Below are 21,426 nucleotides of genomic sequence, written 5' to 3'. Positions count from 1 at the left end.
TGGTGCGCCATGACCGAGACGCTGTTGGCCGTCGGTACCCAGAAGGGGCTGTTCCTCTGCCGCAGCCGGGACCGCGGGGAGTGGGACTTCACCGGGCCGCACTTCGCGATGAACGCGATCTACTCGGTCGCCGTCGACCGTCGCGGCGATCGCCCGCGCATCCTGGTCGGCGCCGACAGCAGCCACTGGGGCCCGTCCGTCTGGTGGTCCGACGACCTCGGCGCGAGCTGGCAGGAGCCCACCCGCCCGGCGGTCCGCTTCCCCGAACACACCGGCACCTCGCTGGAACGGGTCTGGCAGCTCCAGCCCGCCGGGCCCGAGGCTCCCGGCGTGGTGTACGCGGGCACCCAGCCCGCCGCGCTGTTCCGCTCCACCGACGGCGGCGAGAGCTTCGCCCTGGACGAGGCGCTCTGGTCGCACCCGCAACGGGCCGAGTGGGACGCCGGGTTCGGCGGCCAGGGCCTGCACACCATCCTGCCCGACCCGCGCGACCCGGCCGTGCTCACCGTCGCGGTCTCCACCGGCGGCGTCTACCGCACCGAGGACGGCGGCGACAGCTGGCACCCGGCCAACACCGGCATCCGGGTCTCCTTCCTGCCGGACGAGCACCCGGAGTTCGGCCAGTGCGTGCACAAGGTCGCCGCCGACCCGGCCGACCCCGACCGGCTCTACCTGCAGAACCACGGCGGGGTCTACCGCACCGACGACGCCGGCAAGCACTGGACCGACATCGGCGCCGACCTCCCCGCCACCTTCGGCTTCGGCCTGGCCACCCACCCCCGGCAGTCCGGCACCGCCTACCTCTTCCCGCTCGACGCCGACTACGCCCGACTCCCGGTCGACCGCCGCTGCCGGATCTTCCGCACCACCGACGCGGGCGCCAGCTGGCAGCCGCTGGCCGCCGGCCTCCCCACCGAGGACCACTACGGCGTGGTGCTCCGCGACGCCCTCTGCACCGACGACGGCGAACCGGCCGGGGTCTACTTCGGCAACCGCAACGGCGAGGTGTACGGCTCCGCCGACGCGGGTGACAGCTGGCGCCTGATCGGCTCCCACCTGCCGGACGTGCTCTGCGTCCGCGCCGTCACCCTGCCCTGAGCCCTGCCCGGGCCGGGTCAGTCCCGGGCCCGCAGCGCCAGCCCGAGCTGGGTGCAGAGCAGCAGGAAGCCGCTGGAGAGGCAGCACAGGCTGGACCACCAGGTCGGGTCGGCCCCGAGCAGTTGGGGCTGCGCCGACAGGTAGACCGTCAGGCAGATCAGGGCGTGCACACTCTGGGCGGCCGGACGCCAGGCGATGTCGTGCATGTCCTCCGGGTCCAGTGAGATCGGCACCAGGATCACCAGCACCGGGATCAGGACCAGGCCCATCGCACCCCACGGGATCCCGCCCGCGTCGACCGCGCCCGCGTACGGGCTCGACGGGATCCGCATCCGGTCGGTCGACAGCATTGCCATCGTCACCAGGGGAAGGAGCAGCCAGACCGCCACCTGCCGCGACCGCACCCACCCGGTGCTGCCGTACGCGTCCGGTGGACTCCGGAACCGGCGGGTCGCCGTGAGCCGCCGCCGTGGTGGCCGCCGCACCGGCCGGACGTCGGGCACCCCCCACAGCAGCGGCCGCTCGGGACCTCCCCGGCTCCACTCCCACTGCCTGGCCCAGAGCGCGGCGACCTTCACCCAGAGCAGCCCGATCGCCAGCCAGCCCAGTACCAGGGCGCCGGTCAGCGGCGGGTCCGCCCCACCGGGGGTGGCGAACATCCAGAGGCTCGCCCCCACCGCCGACACATAGGCGAAGGCGGCACTGCCCCGGGCCACCCAGTCGAACGTCACCTCTGTCACGGTCCCCCCGAACTCCGGCGAGTCCGGGGAGTATCGCACGGCCGTCCGGTCCGGCAGCAGGGAGCGCACCGGGCGACGGCGGCGTTCCGGCAGCGGCTGCCCGCACTGCCGAAGCGCTGATTGTGCACGTCCACACCGTGCACGACCGGGTGCGCCGGATCGAGGATTCGACCGGGCGCAGCCTGGCCCGGCCGGAGGACCGGCCGGCCCTCGGGGCCGCGCTGCTCCGCGGACCGCTGCCGGTCTGAGCCCGGCTAGCGCTCGGCCGCCCGGAGCCGTTCGCTGACCGTGCCGAGGCTCTCGGCGAGCACCACCAGCTGCTCGGGGGTGAGCACGTCGATCAGCACCTCGCGGACGGTGGCGACGTGCCCCGGGGCGGCCTCCCGGAGCACCCGCCAGCCCTTTTCAGTGAGCTCGGCGAAGACGCCGCGGACGTCGCTGGGACAGGACCGGCGGCCGACCAGCCCGCACTTCTCCAACTGGGTCACCTGATAGGTGAGGCCGCTCTTGGAGGTGACCAGCCGATCGGCCAGGTCGGTCATCCGGAGCGAGCCGTCCGGCGCTGCGGAGAGCTGCACCAGGATCTCGTACTGGGTGTGGGAGAGCCCGGCGCTCTCCTTCAGCTGCTGTTCGAGGCGGCGCTCGATCAGATTGCTCGCGGCCACGAAGCCCCGCCAGGCTGCCATCTCGCGCTCGTCCAACCACCGGGGCTCGTCCATGTCCCTATCGTACCCAGTTGTTCAAATTCGAACCAAGGTGTACCTTGGGCGACAGACGGTTCGAATTTGAACTAACAGGGACCACAGGAGTAGCCATGTCCGTCCGCCGCCTGAACCACGCCGTGCTGTACGTCCGTGACGTGGCCCGTTCCGTGGCCTTCTACACCGACACCTTCGACTTCAAGGTCGACGTCGAGATCCCCGGCCGCGCGGCCTTCCTGAGCGCCGCCGAGACGCTGAACGACCACGACCTCGGCCTGTTCGCGGTCGGCGCGGACGCCCCGGCGCCGCCGCGCGGCAGCGTCGGGCTCTACCACCTGGCCTGGGAGGTCGGCACGCTCGGCGAGCTGGCGGCGATCGCCGAGAAGCTCACCCGCTCCGGCTCGCTGGTCGGCGCCACCGACCACGGCGTCTCGAAGTCGCTGTACGCCCACGACCCGGACGGCATCGAGTTCGAGGTGATGTGGCGGGTGCCCCGCGAGGAGTGGGCCTCGGTGCAGAAGGCCAAGCTCCAGGGCCTCGACCTGCAGGCCGAGATCGACCGCTGGGGCACCGAGCTGAAGACCGGCGCGGCGGCCGGTTCGGCCACCTGAGGCGCCCGAGGCACCGGAGCAACACGCACAGCGGGGCCGGCCGTCGGAACGGCCGGCCCCGCTGACGATCGTTCGGCAGCGGTCCGGTCAGAAGCCGGCCGCGTCGCCGCCCACCGCGAAGGCGTCGTCGCAGAGCGACTCGGCGTCGCCGCCGACGGCCGCCGCCGGGCCCTCCGCCCACGCGTCGCCGCCGACCGCGCCCGCGAAGTCGACACCCTTCGCGTCGCCGCCGACCGCAGCGGCCGCACCCGTGGCGTCCACGTCACCGCCGACCGCCAGGGCGTCGCCGCCGCCGTGCGTCACGGCGTTGCCGCCGACCGCCAGCGAACCGTGCGGGTGGTGGTGGTGACCGTGGGCCGCGGCCACGCCGGCGCCGCCGAGCAGCGCGCAGCCACAGAGGGCGGCGGCAGCGGTGATCCTGGCAAGGGTCGTACGCATGAATCCTCCAAGTTGGTACGAGACGCCTGAAGGATCGGCAGTCCACGACCCGACCATGAGGCGGGTTCCGCCCCATCACCCGTCCGGCCCAGAACTTCCCCCCGACCGGAGCACCACGAACCACCCGGTGACGCCCTCTGTCGCGGGGCCGGGCCGGGCGGGCAGAGTGATCGCATGCAGACTCCACTCACCGTGCTGGACTTCCTTCGCCGGGCCGAGACGGTCTACGGCGACCGGATCGGCCTGGTCGACGAACCCGACCAACCCGCCCCCTCCTGGGGTGATCTGACCTACCGGCGGATGGCCGAGCTGGCCCGGGCCCAGGCGGCCGGGCTGGACCGGCTCGGCATCGGCCCCGGTGAGCGGGTAGCGATCGTCTCGCACAACTCGGCCCGGCTGATGACCGCGCTGTACGGGGTGAGCGGCTACGGCCGGGTGCTGGTGCCGGTCAACTTCCGGCTGAAGGCCGAAGAAGTGGCGTACATCGTCGAACAGAGCGGCGCCACCGCCCTGTTGGTCGACCCCGAGCTGGACCGGGCGCTGGCCGGGGTGCCGGTGCGGCACCGCTTCGTGCTCGGCGCGGAGAGCGACGCCCTGCTGTACGACTTCGGCAACGCCCCGGTCGAGCACCCGGTGGCCGAGTCGGACACCGCCACGATCAACTACACCAGCGGCACCACCGCCCGCCCCAAGGGCGTCCGGCTCACCCACCGCAACCTCTGGCTGAACGCGGTGCTGATGGGCCTGCACTTCGGGGCGAGCGACCGGGACGTCTACCTGCACACCCTGCCGATGTTCCACGCGAACGGCTGGGGCCTGCCGTTCGCGCTCACCGGCCTGGGCGCCAGGCACGTCGTGCTGCGCAAGGTGGACGGTGCCGAGATCCTGCGCCGGATCGACCGCCACGGCGTCACCTTCCTGTCCGGCGCCCCGGCCGTGGTGACCGCCGTACTCGACGCCGCCGCCGACTGGGACGGCCCGGTGCCGGGCCGCGACCGGGTCCGGATGATCGTCGCCGGGGCACCGCCGCCGACCTCGGTGGTGCAGCGGGTCGAGGCCGAACTCGGCTGGGAGTTCATGCAGTTGTACGGACTGACCGAGACCGCCCCGATCGTCACGGTGAACCGGGGCCGGGCCGAGTGGGACGACCTGCCGCCCGCCGAGCGGGCCGAGCTGCTGGTGCGCCAGGGTGCCCCCGCGCTCGGCACCGAGCTGCGGGTGGACGAGGAGGGCGAGGTACTGGTCCGCTCCAACACCGTGCTGGCCGGCTACTGGGAGCAGCCCGAGGAGACCGCGACGGCGCTGCGCGACGGCTGGTTCCACACCGGCGACGGCGGGGTGCTGACGGACGGCTACCTGAGCATCTCGGACCGGAAGAAGGACGTCATCATCAGCGGTGGCGAGAACGTCTCCTCGATCGAGGTGGAGGACTGCCTGTACGCCCACCCGGCGGTGGCCGAGGTCGCGGTGATCGGGGTGCCGGACACCAAGTGGGGCGAGACGGTCAAGGCCCTGGTGGTACTCCGGGACGGATCGGCGGGCGAGCAGCCCGAGTTGGCCGCCCGGCTGATCGCGCACTGCAAGGAACGGCTGGCCGGCTACAAGGCGCCGACCTCGGTCGAGTTCCGCACCGAGCTGCCCCGGACCACCACCGGGAAGCTGCAGAAGTTCCGGCTGCGCGAGCCGTACTGGGCCGGCCGGGCCAAGTCCGTCAACTGATCTCCCCACCCTCTCCGAAGGAGCACCGCACCGTGGTCGACGCCACCGCCGTACTGACCGACCTCCGGGCCGAGAGCGCCGAACTCGACGCCCTGGTCGCCGGACTGGACCCGGCCGGGTTCGCCACCCCGACCCCGGCCGAGGGCTGGACCATCGCCCACCAGATCGCCCACCTGGCCTGGACGGACCAGTGGTCCCTGCTCGCCTGCCGGGACGGGGACCGGTTCACCGCCGAGGCGACGGCGATCTACGCGAGCGGCGTCGACCCGGTGGACGCCGGGGCCGCCGCGGGCGTGGGCGAGGATCCGGCCGCCCTGCTGGAACGCTGGCGGGCCAGCCGGGAGGAACTGGCCGTCGAACTGGCCTCAGTGGCCGGCTCCGGCCGACGGCTGCCGTGGTTCGGGCCGCCGATGAAGGCCGCCTCGATGGCCACCGCCCGCCTGATGGAGACCTGGGCACACGGCCAGGACGTCGCCGACGCGCTCGGGGTGACCCGGCCGCCGACCGACCGGCTCCGGCACGTGGCCCACCTCGGGATCCGGACCGTCGGGTTCGCGTTCGCGCTGCACGGGGCACCCGTGCCCGAGGCCCCGATCCGGGTGGAACTGACGTCGCCCTCAGGCGAGTTGTGGGCCTGGGGGCCGGCCGACGCGGTGGACTCGGTCCGCGGCCCGGCGCTCGACTTCTGCCTGCTGGTCACCCAGCGACGGCGGCCGGACGAGCTGGACCTGACCGTCACCGGGCCCGTCGTGGCGGCCTGGCTGCCGATCGCCCAGGCCTTCGCGGGATTTCCCGGAAAAGGGAGATAAACCTTTCCTTCCAGATTAATTGACGCTCCGTCAATTCACTCGTGCGAGCGATAGGCAGATTCGTCGACGAATGATGGAATCTGCGGCATGAACCGACACCTCGGCATTCCCGTGCTCACCGTCCTGCTCAGCCTCACCGCTCCGTCGCCCCTCGCCCAGGCCGCGCCCCGCACGGCCGTCGGGGAGGTGGACGCGTTCTTCGAGGAATACCGCCTGGCGGCCCTCGGCGAAATCGACGAATTCCCGAAGGAGATCCGCGCCAAGACCCTCCCTCCCCCGCTCAACGCCGAACTCGACCGCTGGTCCGCCACCCACCACGGGGCGGATCCGGTGTTCCGCGCGAAGAACATCCCGCGCACCTGGTCCACCCGCTCCCTCAGCACCGACACGGTCGCCGTGACCGAGACCTGGTACGAGGGCGGCACCCAGGAGGTCCGCTTCACCGTCCGACCGTCCACCCTGACCATCACGGCCGTCAACGACCCGCCGCCCCCGCGGAGCTGAGCCCCGGGTCGCCCGATCGGGTCGAACCTCACCCCCGTGGGTGGCGGCGGCTTGGTGCCCGGTCCGGCGCGGGTCAGGCTGGGCACCATGACCGCCAGCGCACCGCACCGCCGCCTCCTGCCCGTCACCCTGGGCCTCGGCCTGGCCGCCCTCGGTCTCGCCCTGCCCGCACCCGCCGAGGCGCGGATCTTCCCGACCCGACCCGACCACTCCGCGCTGCTGCTGACGGTCGGTCCGGGCCAGCTGGTCGGCCCCGGCGCGACCACGACCACCCTGAGCTGCGACGGCCGGCCCGGCGGCTCGCACCCCGACCCCGTCCCGGCCTGCGCCGCGCTCACCGAGGCGGACGGCGACCTCGACCGCCTCACCGGCCGGCCCGGCTCGGCCTGCGCCGCGGTCCACGCCCCGGTCACCGCCACCGCCGAGGGCAGCTGGCACGGGATCCCGGTCAAGTGGGCCAGGACGTTCGGCAACGCCTGTGCCCTCCGGGCCGCCACCGCCCCCGTGTTCTGAGCCCGCGCCGGTCGCCCGACAGAGCGTCAGCCCGCGCTCCGCCCACCCACCACCAGCGCCGCCGCCAGGCAGCCGAACCCCGCCGTCCCGGCGACCGCCCGGACGGTGTTCCAGCGCACCCAGCTGGTCTCGAAGGTCTCCCGGACGGCCGCCAGGTCCGGGATCCGGTCCAGTGAACCCGCCGCCGCCAGCTGGTCGTTCAGCGGGACGTTGACCGCACCCGTGACCACCAGCACCACCCCGTACAGCACCGCCGCCGCGATCAACCACGGCAGCAGGCTCCGGTCACCGCCCCGGTACTGGAGCACCACCGCCAGCAGGGTGAACACGATCGCCCCGAGGAAGACCACCATGAACCACCCGTTCAGGATGGCCACGTTGATCCGCTGCATGGTCTCCACGAAGGTCCGGTCGTCGGCCTTGGCCAGTCCCGGCATCACCGAGCAGGAGTAGGCGAAGAACAGGCCCGCACTGAGCCCCATGGTCAGCGTCGCCGCCAGCAGTACCGCACCTCTGAACCCGGTCATCACACACTCCCCGTCGTCAACTCTCGCCGTCTGCCGCCCAGTCAACCGCCGACACCCACCACCGGGCCATCGTCGGTCCGCTCGATCGCATGCGCGAGCGTCCAGACCGGCCGTCTAGACTCGGGCGCCATGGACGCACTCGCCGGACTGCTCGCCGGACCGAGAGCCCGGGGAGCCTTCCTGCTCCGCTCGGTGCTGGCCCCGCCGTGGGCGATCCGGGTCGAGGACCGGGCACCCCTCACCCTGGTCACCCCGGTCCGTGGCTCCGCCTGGATCCTGCCGGACCACGGCGACCCGGTCCGGCTCGGCACCGGGGACGTGGCGATCGCCAGGGGCCCGGAGGCGTACGTGCTCGCCGACTCCCCCGGCACCCCGCCCCGGGTGGTGATCCACCCCGACCAGAGCTCCACCACCCCGGACGGCGAACCGCTCTGTGAGCCGATGACCCTGGGCACCCGCACCTGGGGCGACGCGCCGGACGGCCCGGACGTGCTGCTCAGCGGGACGTACCTGCTGCGCGGCGAGGTCAGCCGGGGCCTGCTGGAGGCGCTGCCCCCGCTGCTGGTGGTGGCCGCCGACAGCGGGATCGCGCCGCTGACCGACCTGCTCGGCGCGGAGATCGGCCGCGACCTGCCGGGCCAGGACGCCGTACTCGACCGGCTGTTGGACCTGCTGCTGATCGCCACCCTGCGCAGTTGGCTGGCCCGGCCCGACGCCCCCGGGTGGTACCGGGCCCACGAGGACCCGCTGGTCGGCCACGCGCTCCGCCTGCTGCACGGCGACCTGGCCCACCCCTGGACGGTGGCCGGGCTGGCCGCCGAGGTCGGGGTCTCCCGGGCCGCGCTGGCCCGCCGGTTCGCCGAGCTGGTCGGCGAACCGCCGATGTCCTACCTGACCGGCCGTCGGCTCGCGCTGGCCGCCGACCTGCTGCACGACCCCGCCGCCACCCTGGGCAGCGTCGCCCACCAGGTCGGCTACAGCAGCCCGTTCGCCCTCTCCACCGCCTTCAAGCGGGTGCACGGGGTCAGCCCGCAGCAGCACCGCTCGGCCTGACCTGTCGGTGCCCGCCCCTACCTTCGGGCCCATGGGTATCTATCTGGTGAGCACCGACCCGGGCGACTGGGCCGACGACGAGGTGCTCCGGCCGACCGCGCTCGCACTCGACGCCGAGTTGGCCCGGCGCGGGCTGGCACCGTTCGCCTTCTCCTCCGGCCGCGGCTTCGAGGAGAAGCTCTACCGCCCGCTGGCGGGCTACGACCGGCTGGCCGACGCGCTGACCCCCGGTCAGTCCCCGTTGGAGTGGGACCTGCTGCTGCCGGTAGACCTGCCCGAGCCCTTCGTGCTGCCGGTGTCGTCCTCCTACTCCGACACCACCACCGTGCGCGGCGCCGGGCAGGTCCTGGCCACGGCGCGGACGCTGGCCGAGGCCCTCGCCCTCCCCCTCGCGCACATCCCGGCCGACTGCGGCAACCTCGACCTCTGCGCCTGGTTCGACAGCCCCGCCGTCTCCGCGCACCCCGGCCCCTGGCAGGACGACCTGGACACCGCCTTCTACGCCGCGCTCTACCTGCGCGCCGCCGAGCACGCCCTCCGCGAGGGCTGCCCGATGCACTACTGCTGACCGGCCCGGCCGAACGGGCCCCACCCAGCGCCCCGCCCCGGAAACTCGGGCGACAGCGCGCCCCGCGCTCCCTAGCATCGGGCTGCCCCGCCGTGCCCGGTCTGCCGATTGGTCCTCCCGTGAAGATGCTGGTCCCCGCCGTGCTCCGGGAGGAGCCGCAGTTCGCCCGGCTGTTCGCCGGGCAGTCGCTCTCGATGCTGGGCGACCGGGTCTCGATGGTCGCCCTGCCCTTCGCCGTGCTGTCGGTGAGCGGTTCGCCCGCCGACGTCGGGCTGGTGGGCGCGGCCGCGCTGCTGCCGATGCTGCTGTTCACCCTGGTCGGCGGCGTCTGGGCGGACCGCTTCGCCCGGCACCGGATCATGCTGGTCTCCGACCTGGTGCGGTTCGCCGCCCAGGGCACGGTGGCCGTCCTGCTGATCGCCGGGGTGGCCGAGGTGCCGCACCTGGTGGTGCTGATGGCGGTGTTCGGCTCGGCGAGCGCCTTCTTCATGCCGGCCGCCACCGGCCTGCTCCCCCTCGTCGTCCCGGCCGACCGGCTGCGCGAGGCGAACGCCCTGCGCGGTCTGGTGATGTCCTCGGCACTGGTGGTCGGTCCTGCGGTTGCCGGCCTGCTGGTCTGGCTGGCCGGCCCCGGCGGTGCCCTGGCGCTGGACGCCGTCAGCTTCGCGGTGAGCGCCGCGTTCCTGGTCCGGCTGCGGCCCCGCCCAGCGCAGCAGAGCGACGGCGCGTCCGGCGGCAGCGGATTCCTCGGGGAGCTGCGGGACGGCTGGCGGCACGTCAGCTCCCGCAGCTGGGTCTGGTCCGGCATGGCGGCGATGAGCGTCTACCACGTGGTGGTGCTGCCGTCGATCTTCGTGCTCGGGCCGGTGCTCGCCGAGCGGGAGTGGGGCGGCGCGGCGGGCTGGTCGGCGGTGACCGCCGCGTTCGGGATCGGCTCGGTGCTCGGTGACCTCTGGGCCTACCGGCTCCGCCCGGCCCGCCCGCTGGCGCTCGCCGCCGCCGCGCTCGCGGTGGCCTCCTGCCAGGCGCTGATCATCGGGGCCGCCCCCACGCTCGCCGTGGTGGCCGCCCTGGAGGCGGTCACCGGGGTGGCGGTCTCGTTGTTCTTCGTCCTGTGGGAGACCAGCCTGCAGACCCACATCCCCGAGCGGGCGCTGTCCCGGGTCAGCTCCTACGACCACCTGCTCTCCTCCGGCCTGATGCCGCTCGGACTGCTGGTGGCCGGCCCGGTAGCGAGCGCGTTCGGACTGCGCCCGACCCTCTACGCGATGACCGCGATCGGAGCCCCGGCCGCGCTCCTGCTGCTCTGCGTCCCGGCCGTCCGCCGGCTGCCCGGCCGGGCCGAACCCGCCGAACAGGTGCCGGTGGCGGCCGCCGCGCCCTGAGGCCGGTCGGCCTGAGCCCCCGTCAGCGCGGCCCGCGCAGCACCGGGCCGAGCACCGAGGGGTGGAACAGCGTGGTCGGCGGTGCCACCAGCGACATCACGTGCTGGAACCGGTCACAGACGTGCGCGTCCGTGGTGGCCCGGGCCAGCACCCGGTCCAGATAGCGGTGCTGGAACCGGATCAGGGCACCGGACGGGCCGCCCGCCGTGGCGGCGAACCGCACGTCCTCGGTGGAGGACATCACCCACGGGTCCTTGCCGACCCGGGCGATCGCCCGCCGGGCCGCGGCCGCCGCGGCCGGACCGATGCCCCCGTGCCGCGCCACCGCGACGCCCAGCGCGCGGGCGCTCATCGCGGCGACCGTGATGCCCTGGCCGTACACCGGGTTGAAGGTGCAGGCGGCGTCGCCGAGCGCGACCAGCCCCTCCGGGGAGCGGCGCTCGTACCGGCGGCGGACCCCCGGCCCGGGGCGGAACCCCCGGACCTCGCCCTCCGGTTCGGCCTCGGCGAGCAGCTCGCGCAGGGTCGGGTCGCGCAGCAGGCCGAGATGCTTGCGGAAGCCCTCCTCGCCCGGCTCGGGCTCGGCCCCGCGCATGCCGCCGAGACTGACGATCCATCGGTCGCCCTCGACCGGGAGCAGCACCGCGAGGTACGGGTCGTCGGGCGCCTTGGTCTGGATGTAGAGCGCCTGGTGCCGGAACTCCACCCCGGCCGGCCGCTTGAAGATCCGGCTGGCGTACGCCACCCCGGCGTCCACCCGCTCCTCCGGCACGGCCGGGACGCCCAGCGCGGCCAGCCAGCCCGCGACCGTGGTGGACCGCCCGGAGGCGTCCACCACCAGCTCGGCGGCCAGCTCCCGGGTCTCGCCCCCGGTGCCGCGCTCGCGGAGCCGGACGCCGGTCACCCGCCCGGCGGTGCCGAGCAGCCCGACCACCTCCGTCCCCTCCAGGAACTCCACCGGGGAATCCCGGCGGACCCGGTCGAGCACCACGTGGTCCAGCACCGGCCGGGTGCAGGAGAGGAAGACCAGCTCGCTGCGGTGCTCGGCCATCCAGCCCGCCGAGCTGAGCCAGCGCAGCTCGCTGGCCAGCGGGACGCCGACCGCCCCGGCCGCCAGCAGCTCGGCCCGGGAGCCGGGCATCAGCTCCTCCAGCACCTGGTGCCCGGCCGCCAGCAGCAGGTGGGCGTGCCGCCCCTGCGGCAGCCCGGCCCGGAAGGCCGGCTGCTCGGGGTAGCGGTCGCGCTCGACCACCACCACCCGCTCCGCCGCGTCCCGCAGGGCCCAGGCCGCCAGTGTCCCGGCCAGCCCGCCCCCGATCACCACTGCCGTGCCCCGCCCGGAGACCGCTTCGCCACCCATCCGGCCATCCAACCGCAGCCGGCCGCCCCGCCGCCAGGGGGCACCGACGGCGCACTCCCCGGTAGCGGGGCGGCCGTCGGTTCACGACCCTTGACGGTGACTCAGGTCCCGAATCCGGTCAGGTCCCGACCCCAGGTCAGGTCTGCAGCCCGATCAGGCCCACGAAGATCGGCCCGGTCAGCGGGAGCAGGAAGTTGGAGATGGTGTACGTGATCGTGTAACCGAGCATCGGCACGCTGCTCTGCGCCACGTTGCTGACGGCCGTGATGGCGGGGGTCGAACACTGCTGGCCCGCGATCGCGCCGATCAGGATCGGCTTCTCGATCTTCAGCAGCTTGCGGCCGATGAACAGCCCCAGGAAGGCCGGCACCACCACCATCGCGATCCCGGACAGCGGCAGCAGCAGCGGGTACTGCTTGAGCAGCGGCCCGGCGTCCGGTCCGGCCGCCATGCCGGTGACGGCGATGAAGATGGACAGGCCGAGGTCCTTCATGGTCTGCGCGGCCACCGGCGGGTACGCGCCGAAGGTCGGGCGCTGGGCCCGCAGCCAGCCGAACACCAGGCCGGAGATCAGGCAGCCGCCGCCGGTGCCGAGCGACAGGTTGGCGGACCCGGCGTGGATGGTGACCATGCCGAGCAGCACGCCCAGGCAGATGCCGAGACCGATGTAGATCCAGTCCGCGCTGTCGGTGCGCACCTTGGCGCCGACCGCCTTGGTGAACCGCTCGACCTTGGACCCGGTGCCGACCACGGTCAGCGTGTCGCCCTGATGCAGCTCGGTCTCACCGACCGCCGGGATGTCCTGGTCGACCCGCTGGACGCCGGTCAGGTAGATGCCCTCGGTGGCGGCGGCCTCCCGCTCGCGCAGCTGGGTGACGGTCTGTCCGGCCACCCGCTTGTCGGTGATCACCACCTGGCGCACCGTCAGCGGGCTGTCCAGCCCGGGCACCCCGGAGGTCTCCGGCCCGAGCTCGTGCCCGGTCTCCCGGACCGCGTCCCGCATGCCGACCACCAGCACCCGGTCACCGCGCCGGAGCTTCAGCCCCGGTGCGACCTTGAGCACCTCGTTCCCCCGCTTGACGCCCTCGATCGAGGCGTCCTGCCGGACCGCGTCCTCCAGCTGCTGCAGGCTGGACCCCTCGCCCTGCGACACCAGGTAGGTCCGGCCCACCAGACCGGGCAGCGAGGCGGTCTCGCCGGCCTCCAGCCCACCGCCGCTGCCGCGCATCTTGTCCCACAGCTCGCGGGAGGCGTCGGCCAGGTTGATCCGCATCAGCATCGGGAAGAACTGACTGGTCAGCAGGACGATGCTGATCAGGCCGAACAGGTAGCAGACCGAGTACGCGGTGGCCACGTGCGCCTGCAGCTCGCTGGACTGGTCCGCGGTGATCCCCGGCAGCTTGGTGATCGCCTCCTGCGCGGTACCGACCACCGCCGACTCGGTGGCCGAACCGGCCAGGATGCCGGCCGCCGTACCGACGTCGAGCCCGCCCGCCTTGGCGATGCCGTACGCCATCGCGATGACGATCACGGCCTCCATCACCGAGAGCACGCCGAAGCGCAGGCCCTTGGCATTCAGGTTCGCGAAGAACTGCGGCCCGGCCAGGTAGCCGAGCGAGAAGATGAACAGCGCGAACGCCACGTTCTTGACGTCCGCGTTCACCCCGACGTGCTGCGCTCCGATCAGCATCGAGACGATCAGCGTCCCGCAGATGCCACCGAGTTGGATCGGGCCGACCTTGAGCTTTCCCACCAGGTAGCCGAGTGCCAGACAGGCGAACAGGGCCAGCACCGCGTTCTCGCGCAGCAGACTCATTCCATGGACCTCCGTACGCCGGGCACTGATGATCGTCTACTGCATCAGAACCCACTCCGGCGCCCGGGGCCCGCCCGTGCTGCCGAACGAGTGACGGCGGGTCAGCCGGGCGGCCCCGGGCCCGCGCGGGCCGCTGACCAGCCCTGGTGACGACATCGATGTAGACCGATCAGCCGGGCACCGGTTATGGTGACCTCGATTTACTTCGCGTATCTGCCGGCGCGGAGCGCCACGTGCGTACGGGGCCCAGACGTCCCGTACCCGGCGCACGGCAGCTGTGCGCCGTGGGTGTCGGCGGTCGCGGGCCCTCGGCCGGAGGTGGGACGGCCCTCCCCAGTGATTGGACGCGGCGTGTACGACCGGAGACAGAGCTCGTCGAAGTCCTCGGAGCAGACCGTGCACCTGCTGTCCGAGGCGGGCCGGGCGGCGGACGCGCTGCTGGCGGAGCGGCTCGGCCGGCGCGGGCTCGGCCCCGTCCACCAGCTGGTCCTGTCCACCCTGGCGGAGCACGGCCCGCACGCCCGGTTCGACCTCGCCGTGCAGGTCGAGGCGTCGGAGGCGGACGCCTCCCGGATCATCGACGAGCTCCTGGCGGCGGGCCTGCTGGACTCGATGGTGGTGCACGCCGGCGGCCGGCGGCAGCTGGTCTCCCTGGCCCCGGCCGGGCAGACGATGCTGACCACCCTGCGGGGAGACGCCACGGCGGCCCAGGACGACCTGCTCGCGCCGCTGACCCGCGGGGAGCGCACCGAGCTCAACTACCTGCTGCGGCGGGTCTGCGCCGGCGCCGCGGCGCGCGGCCGGGCCCGGCCGGCCGCCCGGTAGCCGCCCGGGTCAGGGCCGGTCCCGCTCCTCCCGGTCCCGCTCCTCCCGCGACGACTCCAGCAGTGCGCGCACCAGTCGCTCGTCGTCGGGGCTGAGCCGGGAGACGAACCGGGCGAGCGTGCCTGAGCGGTCGTCACCCCGGTCCAGTTCGCTGTGCATCCGCCGCGCGGACAGCGCGGCGCGGTCCTCCACCGCCGGGCTGTAGGCGAAGGCCCGGCCCTGGCGGTTACGCCGGACCGTGCCCTTGTCGTGCAGCCGGGCCAGGATGGTGGCGACGGTGGTGCGGGCCGGGTCACCCGGCAGGGCGCCGCGGACCTCGGGCTCGGTGAGCGGGCGACCGGCGGCCCACAGTGCGCCGAGCACCGCGTCCTCCAGCTCGCCGGCCTGGCGGCGTATCGCCTCTGCCACGGGGACCTCGCCTTCCACCCGGTTCGTCTACATCACCGTAGACCACTGCTCCGGGATTGTAGTTCGGTCACCCCCGGCGCTCCCGCCGCCAGGTCGAGCCGGGCGAGCAGGGGCAGCACCAGCGCCAGCCAGAGCGCCGCGAGCAGCCAGCCGCCGAGCACGTCGAAGGCCCAGTGCACGCCGAGGTAGACCCGGCTCAGGCCGACCGCCACCCCCGCCGCGCCCAGCGCGACCACGGCGGGGGTGACCCACGGCCGCCGGGCCACGCGCAGCAGGGCCCAGGCGAGCAGCCCGGCGGCGACGGCGGCGGTGAAGGTGTGCCCGGAGGGGTAGGAGTAGCCGCTCGCCGAGGTGGCCCAGTCCGCCACCGGCGGCCGGCTCCGCCCGACCGCCAGCATCAGCCCGGTGCGGATCACCTGCCCGACCGCCAGCGCCAGCACCGGCGCACAGACCCGTACGACGCTGCGCCCGGCGCAGTGGGCCCAGCGGAGACCCGCCGCGACGGCCGCCAGGTAGGGCGGGGCCCCGGTCCCCAGGTCCGTCACGAGGCCGACCGTCCGCACCGCCCAGGCCGGACGGTGCGTCAGCAGCCAGGAGTGCAGCTCCGATTCCACCGGGTACGGACCCCGGCCGTGCAGCACCAACACCGTACTGAGCAGGGCGAACAGCAGCAGCGGCACCCCGATCAGCACAGCTCGCCGCGTCATCCGGCACGCACGGGCGACGGTCCGGCTGGATCGGGCATGGGTCGGCGCCTCTCGTCGGGGACGGCTCCGCGTCCGTCTACATCACTGTAGACCCCAACCTGGCTGACCACCCGTCAGCCGGGCACCCGGTGGCGATCAGGACCGGATCCGGAGCCGACCCGCAACGGTATGCCGTCGATCATTCGGACAACGGCGTCCGGAGCCGCTCCGGTGGGCCTAGGCTGGGGCTTGCAGTCGGTTCGCCCTGCCAGCCAGGCAGGCGCGTCGTAAGAGGGAACCCGGTGGGAATCCGGGACTGCCCCGCAGCGGTGAGTGGGAACGACCGCCGTCACATGCACTGGGCCCCGCCGGGGTCCGGGAAGCGACGGCCAGTAGGTGTCGGCCTTCCGAGGTCGGTGTGCCCGCGAGTCCGAAGACCTGCCACTGCCCGCGTGCACCCCGCACGCGGTGATCTCGGTGACCTCGTGGGCGGGTCGGCGGAGCGGGCGGGCACATCATGGTGCCGCGTCCGCGCGGCCGTACCTGCACGTCCTCGTGCTCTCCCGGGATCGCAGCGCGACTCGCGAAGGAGAGTTCCGTGACCACGCGTTCCACCGCTCCGCAGGCCACCGTGTACGGCTACCCGAGGCAGGGCCCGAACCGGGAACTGAAGAAGGCGGTCGAGAGCTACTGGGCCGGCCGCGTCGACGCCGACGCCCTGCACGCCACCACCGCCGGCCTGCGCCGCGACACCTGGCGGCGGCTCACCGAGGCCGGTGTCACCGAAGTGCCCACCGGGGACTTCTCGTTGTACGACCACATGCTCGACGCGACCGTCGCGGTCGGCGCGGTCCCGCCCCGCCACCGGGCCGCCGTGGACGCCGACCCGCTGGCCGGCTACTTCGCCATGGCCCGTGGCACCCAGGACGTCGCGCCGCTGGAGATGACCAAGTGGTTCGACACCAACTACCACTACCTGGTGCCCGAGTTGGGCCCGGAAACGGTCTTCGTGGCGAACCCCGCCAAGGCGGTCACCGAGCTGCGCGAGGCCGTCGTGCTCGGGCACCGCGCGCGACCGGTCCTGGTCGGGCCGTTCACCTACCTGCTGCTCGCCAAGCCCGCCCCGGGCGTGGCCGCGGACTTCCGGCCGATCACCCTGCTCGACCGGCTGCTGCCGGTCTACGCCGAACTGCTCGCCGAGCTGTGGACCGCCGGGGCCGACTGGGTCCAGCTGGACGAACCCGCGCTGGTGCAGGACCGCACCCCCGCCGAACTGGGCGCCGCCGCCCGGGTCTACCGCGAGCTGGGCGCCCTGACGGAGCGTCCGAAGCTGCTGGTGGCCAGCTACTTCGACCGGGCCGGTGAGGCGCTCAAGGTGCTGGCCAGGTCCCCGGTCGAGGGCGTCGGGCTGGACTTCACCGGCCCGGCCGCCGCCAACCTGGCCGAACTCGCCGCCGTCGGCGGCCTGCCCGGCAAGCGACTGATCGCCGGCGTGGTGGACGGCCGCAACGTCTGGATCAACGACCTGGAGCAGTCCCTCTCCACCCTGGCCACCCTGCTCGGGCTGGCCGACCGGGTCGACGTCGCCCCGTCCTGCTCGCTGCTGCACGTCCCGCTGGACGCCGACCGGGAACGCGACCTGGACCCGCAGATCTCCCGCTGGCTGGCCTTCGCCGAGCAGAAGACCGCCGAGATCACCCTGCTCGCCCGGGGCCTGCGCGAGGGCACCGGCACCATCGCGGCCGACCTGGCCGCCAACCGCGCCGACCTGGCCTCCCGGGCCGGTTCCGCGGTCACCCGCGACCCCGAGGTCCGGGCCCGGGTCGCGGCGACCACCACCGGGGACGGCCGCCGCCCGCAGCCGTACGCCGAGCGGAGCGTCGCCCAACGGGCCCGGCTCCGCCTGCCGTTGCTGCCGACCACCACGATCGGCTCGTTCCCGCAGACCACCGAGCTGCGCACGGCCCGGGCCGACCTGCGGGCCGGGCGGCTCGACCAGGCGGGCTACCGGGAGCGGATGGAGTCCGAGGTCCGGGAGGTGATCGCCTACCAGGAGAAGGCGGGCCTGGACGTCCTGGTGCACGGCGAGCCCGAACGCAACGACATGGTGCAGTACTTCGCCGAGCAGCTGACCGGCTACCTGGCCACCCGGCACGGCTGGGTGCAGTCCTACGGCACCCGGTACGTCCGGCCGCCGGTGCTGGCGGGCGACATCTCCCGGCCCGCCCCGATGACCGTCGACTGGTTCCGGTACGCCCAGGAGCTGACCGACCGTCCGGTGAAGGGCATGCTCACCGGGCCCGTCACCATGCTGGCCTGGTCATTCGTCCGCGACGACCAGCCGCTCGGCGACACCGCCCGCCAGGTGGCGCTCGCCCTGCGCGACGAGGTCACCGACCTGGAGGCGGCCGGCGCGGCCGTGATCCAGGTGGACGAGCCCGCCCTGCGGGAGACCCTGCCGCTGCGCACGGCCGACCGCCCGGCGTACCTGGACTGGGCCACCGAGGCGTTCCGGCTCTCCACCTCCGGAGTCCGGGCGGACACCCAGATCCACACCCACATGTGCTACGCGGAGTTCGGCGCGATCATGACCGCGATCGACGAACTCGACGCCGACGTCATCTCGTTGGAGGCGGCCCGCTCGCACATGGAGGTCGCCCACGAGCTGGCCGAGGCGGGCTACCCGCGCGAGGTCGGCCCGGGTGTCTACGACATCCACTCGCCCCGGGTGCCCAGCACCGCCGAGGCGGCCGCACTGCTCCGCGCGGGCCTGGCGGCGATCCCCGCCGAACGGCTCTGGGTCAACCCCGACTGCGGTCTGAAGACCCGGGGCTGGCCGGAGACCCGGGCCTCACTGGACAGTCTGGTCGCGGCCGCCCGGCTGGTCCGCACCGAACTCACCGGCTGAGCCGGGCCGCCCGGGGCGGAGGTGCCTGCCACGGCACCCCCGCCCCGGTGCGCGACCGGTCGGCGTCGGGCCCGGAGCGTCGGAGCGCACCGTACCCAGGCGCTCGGCGCCCCGGCCCACCCCCGGCGCCCGGCGACTGACGTCCGGGCGGGCGGTGCCGCCGAACTCCTCCGGCGCGGGATCCGCCGGGCCCGCCCGGCCCCGGCCTACCCTGGGCCGGGAAGACCCGAGCCCGGACCGCCGACCGCAGGCCCCGACCGAGGAGCACCCGATGACCCAGCCGCCCCCGCCCCAGGTCTGGCCCAGCCTGCGGGCGCACGACGCCCACGCGTTGATCGGGTTCCTGACCGAGGCGTTCGGCTTCGAGGCCACCGCCGTCTACGCGGACGGGACGCACGTGCACCACGCCCAGCTCAGCTGGCCTGCCGGTGGCGGGATCATGCTCGGCTCGGCCCGCGAGGAGGACAGCGACGAGGACCCGTGGCCGCTGCGGCCGGGCCACTTCGGTGCGTACGTCGTGGTCACCGAGGACCCGGACGCGCTGTTCGCCCGGGCCGTCGCCGCCGGTGCCACCGTGGTCGCGGAACCGCACGACACCGACTACGGCACGGACGGCTCACGGGACTTCACCGTGCGCGACCCCGAGGGCAACCTGTGGGCCTTCGGCACCTACCGGGGCGAGCCCCGGAAAGGCTGAGACACCGCCCCGCCCGACGCTCCGAGGCCGGTCGCCGTCGGCTCCCCACCGGGTCAAGGCCCCCTCCGGGCCATAATCTGGTTCTGTGTACGATCCGTGGGGGAATCACCACCTCGGAAGGCAGCCATGACAGCGCAACCCACCGGCCTCCCCGTCATCGACCTCTCGCTCGCCGACGGCACCGCCGACGACCGGGCCCGGCTGCACGACGCGCTCCGCGCCGCCGCCACCGAGGTGGGGTTCTTCCAGCTCACCGGCCACGGCGTGACCACCGGGGAGACCACTGCGCTGACCGACGCCATGCACGCCTTCTTCGCCCTCCCGGAGGCCGACCGGCTGGCCGTCAGCAACCTCAACTCCCCGCACTACCGGGGCTACACCCGCACCGGCACCGAACGCACCGCCGGCGACCGGGACTGGCGCGACCAGCTCGACGTCGGCGCCGAGCTGCCGGCCCACGTGCCCGGCCCGGGCGAGCAGCCGTACTGGTGGCTGGAGGGCCCGAACCAGTGGCCCGCCGCCGTCCCGGGGCTGCGCGCCGCCACCCTGCACTGGATCGACCGCCTGGGTGCGGTGGCCGCCCGGCTGCTGCACGAGCTGCTCGCCGCCATCGGCGCCCGCCCCGACTTCTACGACTACGCCTTCGCCGGGCACCCGCACCTGCGGCTCAAGCTGGTGCGCTACCCGGGCACCCCGCCGGAGGGCACCCCGCAGGGTGTCGGCGCGCACAAGGACTACGGCTTCATCACCCTGCTGCTGCAGGACGACGTCGGCGGCCTCGAGGTGCTGCGTTCCGACGGCGGCTACCTCGCCGTCCCGCCGATGCCCGGCGCCTTCGTGGTGAACCTCGGCGAGCTGCTGGAGGTGGCCACCGACGGCTACCTCAAGGCCACCCGGCACCGCGTGGTCAGCCCGCCCGGCGCCCGCGAGCGGTTCTCCGTCCCGTTCTTCTACAACCCCCGCCTGGACGCCCACATCACCCCGCTCGACTTCCCGCACGCCCACCACGCCCCCGGCGCCACCCAGGACCCGGAGAACCCCCTCTTCGCGGAGTTCGGCCGCAACGAACTCAAGGGCTACGCCCGCGCCCACCCCGAGGTCACCCGGCGCCACCACCCCGAACTGCTCGCGGTCTGACGGCCCGCCCCGGACGCGTACTGCTGTCACACTCTTGGTGTCACAGCGGTACTGCCGCGTCCGATCCCGAGTGGGAGGCTTCACCATGACAGCGGCTGCGCCGTCGCAGATGACCGTCGACGAGCTGGCGGCCAGGGCCGGGGTGACGGTCCGGACGCTGCGGTTCTACAGCGCGAAGGGGCTGCTGCCGCCGCCGGAGCTGGGGCCGCGCCGGGTGGGGTGGTACGGGGCCGAGCACCTGGGGCGGCTGGAGTTGATCGAGGAGCTGCAGCGGCAGGGGCTGACGCTGGCCGCGATCGAGCGATACCTGTCCCAACTCCCGGACGATGTCGGCGCGTTGGACCTGGCGATCCACCGTGCGCTGGTCGCCTCCTGGACGCCCGAGGTGGCCGAGGAGGCCACCCGGGAGCAGCTCGGCCGCCGGGCCGGGCGGCCGCTGTCGGAGGCGGACGTGGACCGGCTGGCCGCGATGGGCGCGGTGCACCGCACCGACGACCCCGAGCTGTTCAAGATCGACCCGGGCCTGCTGCCGCTCGGGGTCCGGGTGCTGGACGTGCCGATCCCGCTGGAGACGCTGGTGGCGGCCCGCGCGGTGGTCCGGCTGCACAGCCGGGCCACCGCGCACGACCTGCACCGGCTGTTCCGCGACACGGTCTGGCGCCCGTACCGGGAGAGCGAGCCGGACGACCGGGAGCTGGAGCGGATGAAGGCACTGACCGAACGGATCCAGCCCATGGTGGTGCAGGCCCTGGTGACGGCCTTTCAGCGCTCGCTGGCCGAGGAGCTGGCCGCGCGCCCGGAGGAGGACGCGCGGCCGGTGCGGCCCGACTAGGGCGCGTATTTGGTCGTGATCAAGCGGTGGTTCTGGCGAGGTCCTTGATCCAGATCATCGCGCCGCGAAGCTGGAGGCCGGCGAGGTAGCT

Annotated in this window: 23 protein-coding genes and 1 riboswitch; of the genes, 15 read left to right on the top strand and 8 right to left on the bottom strand. The window is 73.8% G+C overall.

Translation table 11 applies throughout. From position 1 onward, the window contains the following. Window positions 1–9 precede the first annotated feature (9 nt). Window positions 10–1,098: a WD40/YVTN/BNR-like repeat-containing protein gene (locus ACIRPK_RS21145; RefSeq protein ID WP_403040801.1), complete on the top strand. Its 1,089-nt coding sequence runs from the start codon at window positions 10–12 to the stop codon at window positions 1,096–1,098. 17 nt (window positions 1,099–1,115) lie between these two features. On the opposite strand, the gene ACIRPK_RS21140 is transcribed toward ACIRPK_RS21145, so the two are convergent. Next, window positions 1,116–1,829 (bottom strand): hypothetical protein, encoded by a 714-nt coding sequence (locus ACIRPK_RS21140; protein ID WP_403040908.1) that lies wholly within the window; start codon window positions 1,827–1,829, stop codon window positions 1,116–1,118. A gap of 2 nt (window positions 1,830–1,831) precedes the next feature. On the opposite strand from ACIRPK_RS21140, the gene ACIRPK_RS21135 reads away from it, so the two are divergent. Beyond that, entirely contained in the window at window positions 1,832–2,086 is a 255-nt protein-coding gene (locus ACIRPK_RS21135; protein ID WP_403040904.1) for a helix-turn-helix domain-containing protein, read from the top strand. A gap of 6 nt (window positions 2,087–2,092) precedes the next feature. On the opposite strand, the gene ACIRPK_RS21130 is transcribed toward ACIRPK_RS21135, so the two are convergent. After that, window positions 2,093–2,557, bottom strand: a complete 465-nt coding sequence (locus ACIRPK_RS21130) for a MarR family winged helix-turn-helix transcriptional regulator (RefSeq protein ID WP_403040800.1) — start codon at window positions 2,555–2,557, stop codon at window positions 2,093–2,095. Window positions 2,558–2,652: 95 nt separating this feature from the next. Between ACIRPK_RS21130 and ACIRPK_RS21125 the strand changes: the two genes are divergently transcribed. Further along, window positions 2,653–3,150 carry a VOC family protein gene (locus ACIRPK_RS21125; protein WP_403040799.1) on the top strand — a complete coding sequence of 166 codons (498 nt, stop codon included), beginning with the start codon at window positions 2,653–2,655 and terminating at the stop codon, window positions 3,148–3,150. Window positions 3,151–3,237: 87 nt separating this feature from the next. On the opposite strand, the gene ACIRPK_RS21120 is transcribed toward ACIRPK_RS21125, so the two are convergent. After that, on the bottom strand, window positions 3,238–3,588 hold the full coding sequence (locus tag ACIRPK_RS21120; RefSeq protein ID WP_403040798.1) for a hypothetical protein: 351 nt from the start codon (window positions 3,586–3,588) through the stop codon (window positions 3,238–3,240). A 174-nt stretch (window positions 3,589–3,762) separates the two neighbouring features. On the opposite strand from ACIRPK_RS21120, the gene ACIRPK_RS21115 reads away from it, so the two are divergent. From ACIRPK_RS21115 to ACIRPK_RS21100, 4 genes are all read left to right on the top strand, one after another. Continuing rightward, window positions 3,763–5,307, top strand: coding sequence for an AMP-binding protein (locus ACIRPK_RS21115; protein WP_403040797.1), 1,545 nt, complete (start codon window positions 3,763–3,765; stop codon window positions 5,305–5,307). Window positions 5,308–5,339: 32 nt separating this feature from the next. Further along, window positions 5,340–6,116 carry a TIGR03084 family metal-binding protein gene (locus tag ACIRPK_RS21110; protein ID WP_403040796.1) on the top strand — a complete coding sequence of 259 codons (777 nt, stop codon included), beginning with the start codon at window positions 5,340–5,342 and terminating at the stop codon, window positions 6,114–6,116. An 87-nt stretch (window positions 6,117–6,203) separates the two neighbouring features. Further along, the gene (locus ACIRPK_RS21105; RefSeq protein ID WP_403040795.1) at window positions 6,204–6,620 is read left to right on the top strand and encodes a hypothetical protein; all 417 of its coding nucleotides are present in this window, start codon (window positions 6,204–6,206) and stop codon (window positions 6,618–6,620) included. Between the two features lie 87 nt (window positions 6,621–6,707). Continuing rightward, window positions 6,708–7,133 carry an SSI family serine proteinase inhibitor gene (locus tag ACIRPK_RS21100; RefSeq protein WP_403040794.1) on the top strand — a complete coding sequence of 142 codons (426 nt, stop codon included), beginning with the start codon at window positions 6,708–6,710 and terminating at the stop codon, window positions 7,131–7,133. Between the two features lie 26 nt (window positions 7,134–7,159). Here ACIRPK_RS21100 and ACIRPK_RS21095 read toward each other — a convergent pair whose 3' ends face one another. After that, window positions 7,160–7,660 (bottom strand): DUF1772 domain-containing protein, encoded by a 501-nt coding sequence (locus ACIRPK_RS21095; RefSeq protein WP_403040793.1) that lies wholly within the window; start codon window positions 7,658–7,660, stop codon window positions 7,160–7,162. Window positions 7,661–7,789: 129 nt separating this feature from the next. Between ACIRPK_RS21095 and ACIRPK_RS21090 the strand changes: the two genes are divergently transcribed. From ACIRPK_RS21090 to ACIRPK_RS21080, 3 genes are all read left to right on the top strand, one after another. Beyond that, window positions 7,790–8,713, top strand: coding sequence for an AraC family transcriptional regulator (locus tag ACIRPK_RS21090; protein WP_403040792.1), 924 nt, complete (start codon window positions 7,790–7,792; stop codon window positions 8,711–8,713). A 31-nt stretch (window positions 8,714–8,744) separates the two neighbouring features. Next, entirely contained in the window at window positions 8,745–9,281 is a 537-nt protein-coding gene (locus tag ACIRPK_RS21085) for a hypothetical protein (RefSeq protein ID WP_403040791.1), read from the top strand. 125 nt (window positions 9,282–9,406) lie between these two features. Beyond that, complete coding sequence (locus tag ACIRPK_RS21080) at window positions 9,407–10,666, top strand: MFS transporter (protein ID WP_403040903.1); 1,260 nt, start codon at window positions 9,407–9,409, stop codon at window positions 10,664–10,666. A 22-nt stretch (window positions 10,667–10,688) separates the two neighbouring features. Here ACIRPK_RS21080 and ACIRPK_RS21075 read toward each other — a convergent pair whose 3' ends face one another. Continuing rightward, the gene (locus ACIRPK_RS21075) at window positions 10,689–12,026 is read right to left on the bottom strand and encodes an NAD(P)/FAD-dependent oxidoreductase (RefSeq protein ID WP_403040790.1); all 1,338 of its coding nucleotides are present in this window, start codon (window positions 12,024–12,026) and stop codon (window positions 10,689–10,691) included. 136 nt (window positions 12,027–12,162) lie between these two features. After that, on the bottom strand, window positions 12,163–13,842 hold the full coding sequence (gene aspT / locus ACIRPK_RS21070; protein ID WP_403040789.1) for an aspartate-alanine antiporter: 1,680 nt from the start codon (window positions 13,840–13,842) through the stop codon (window positions 12,163–12,165). A 351-nt stretch (window positions 13,843–14,193) separates the two neighbouring features. Here aspT and ACIRPK_RS21065 point away from each other — a divergent pair, with 351 nt between their 5' ends. After that, complete coding sequence (locus tag ACIRPK_RS21065) at window positions 14,194–14,667, top strand: MarR family winged helix-turn-helix transcriptional regulator (RefSeq protein ID WP_403040788.1); 474 nt, start codon at window positions 14,194–14,196, stop codon at window positions 14,665–14,667. A gap of 9 nt (window positions 14,668–14,676) precedes the next feature. Here the strand turns inward: ACIRPK_RS21065 and ACIRPK_RS21060 are convergent, their stop codons facing one another. After that, window positions 14,677–15,075, bottom strand: a complete 399-nt coding sequence (locus tag ACIRPK_RS21060) for a BlaI/MecI/CopY family transcriptional regulator (protein WP_403040787.1) — start codon at window positions 15,073–15,075, stop codon at window positions 14,677–14,679. A gap of 32 nt (window positions 15,076–15,107) precedes the next feature. Further along, window positions 15,108–15,782 (bottom strand): phosphatase PAP2 family protein, encoded by a 675-nt coding sequence (locus ACIRPK_RS21055; RefSeq protein ID WP_403040786.1) that lies wholly within the window; start codon window positions 15,780–15,782, stop codon window positions 15,108–15,110. 267 nt (window positions 15,783–16,049) lie between these two features. Next, window positions 16,050–16,201: riboswitch (cobalamin riboswitch) on the top strand. Window positions 16,202–16,359: 158 nt separating this feature from the next. Between ACIRPK_RS21055 and metE the strand changes: the two genes are divergently transcribed. From metE to ACIRPK_RS21035, 4 genes are all read left to right on the top strand, one after another. Continuing rightward, a complete protein-coding gene (gene metE, locus ACIRPK_RS21050; RefSeq protein WP_403040785.1) occupies window positions 16,360–18,669 on the top strand; it encodes a 5-methyltetrahydropteroyltriglutamate--homocysteine S-methyltransferase in 2,310 nt (769 codons plus the stop codon). A 271-nt stretch (window positions 18,670–18,940) separates the two neighbouring features. Beyond that, window positions 18,941–19,366, top strand: a complete 426-nt coding sequence (locus ACIRPK_RS21045; protein ID WP_403040784.1) for a VOC family protein — start codon at window positions 18,941–18,943, stop codon at window positions 19,364–19,366. A 126-nt stretch (window positions 19,367–19,492) separates the two neighbouring features. After that, window positions 19,493–20,503, top strand: a complete 1,011-nt coding sequence (locus tag ACIRPK_RS21040) for an isopenicillin N synthase family dioxygenase (protein ID WP_403040783.1) — start codon at window positions 19,493–19,495, stop codon at window positions 20,501–20,503. A gap of 85 nt (window positions 20,504–20,588) precedes the next feature. Beyond that, window positions 20,589–21,335: a MerR family transcriptional regulator gene (locus ACIRPK_RS21035; protein WP_403040782.1), complete on the top strand. Its 747-nt coding sequence runs from the start codon at window positions 20,589–20,591 to the stop codon at window positions 21,333–21,335. Window positions 21,336–21,426 lie beyond the last annotated feature (91 nt).

Origin of the sequence: Kitasatospora sp. NPDC101801 (genome assembly GCF_044766665.1) — a bacterium.
Classification (GTDB): Bacteria; Actinomycetota; Actinomycetes; order Streptomycetales; family Streptomycetaceae; genus Kitasatospora.
Note: the sequence above shows the minus strand (reverse complement) of the source record. Positions and strands in the feature narration are given on the sequence as shown.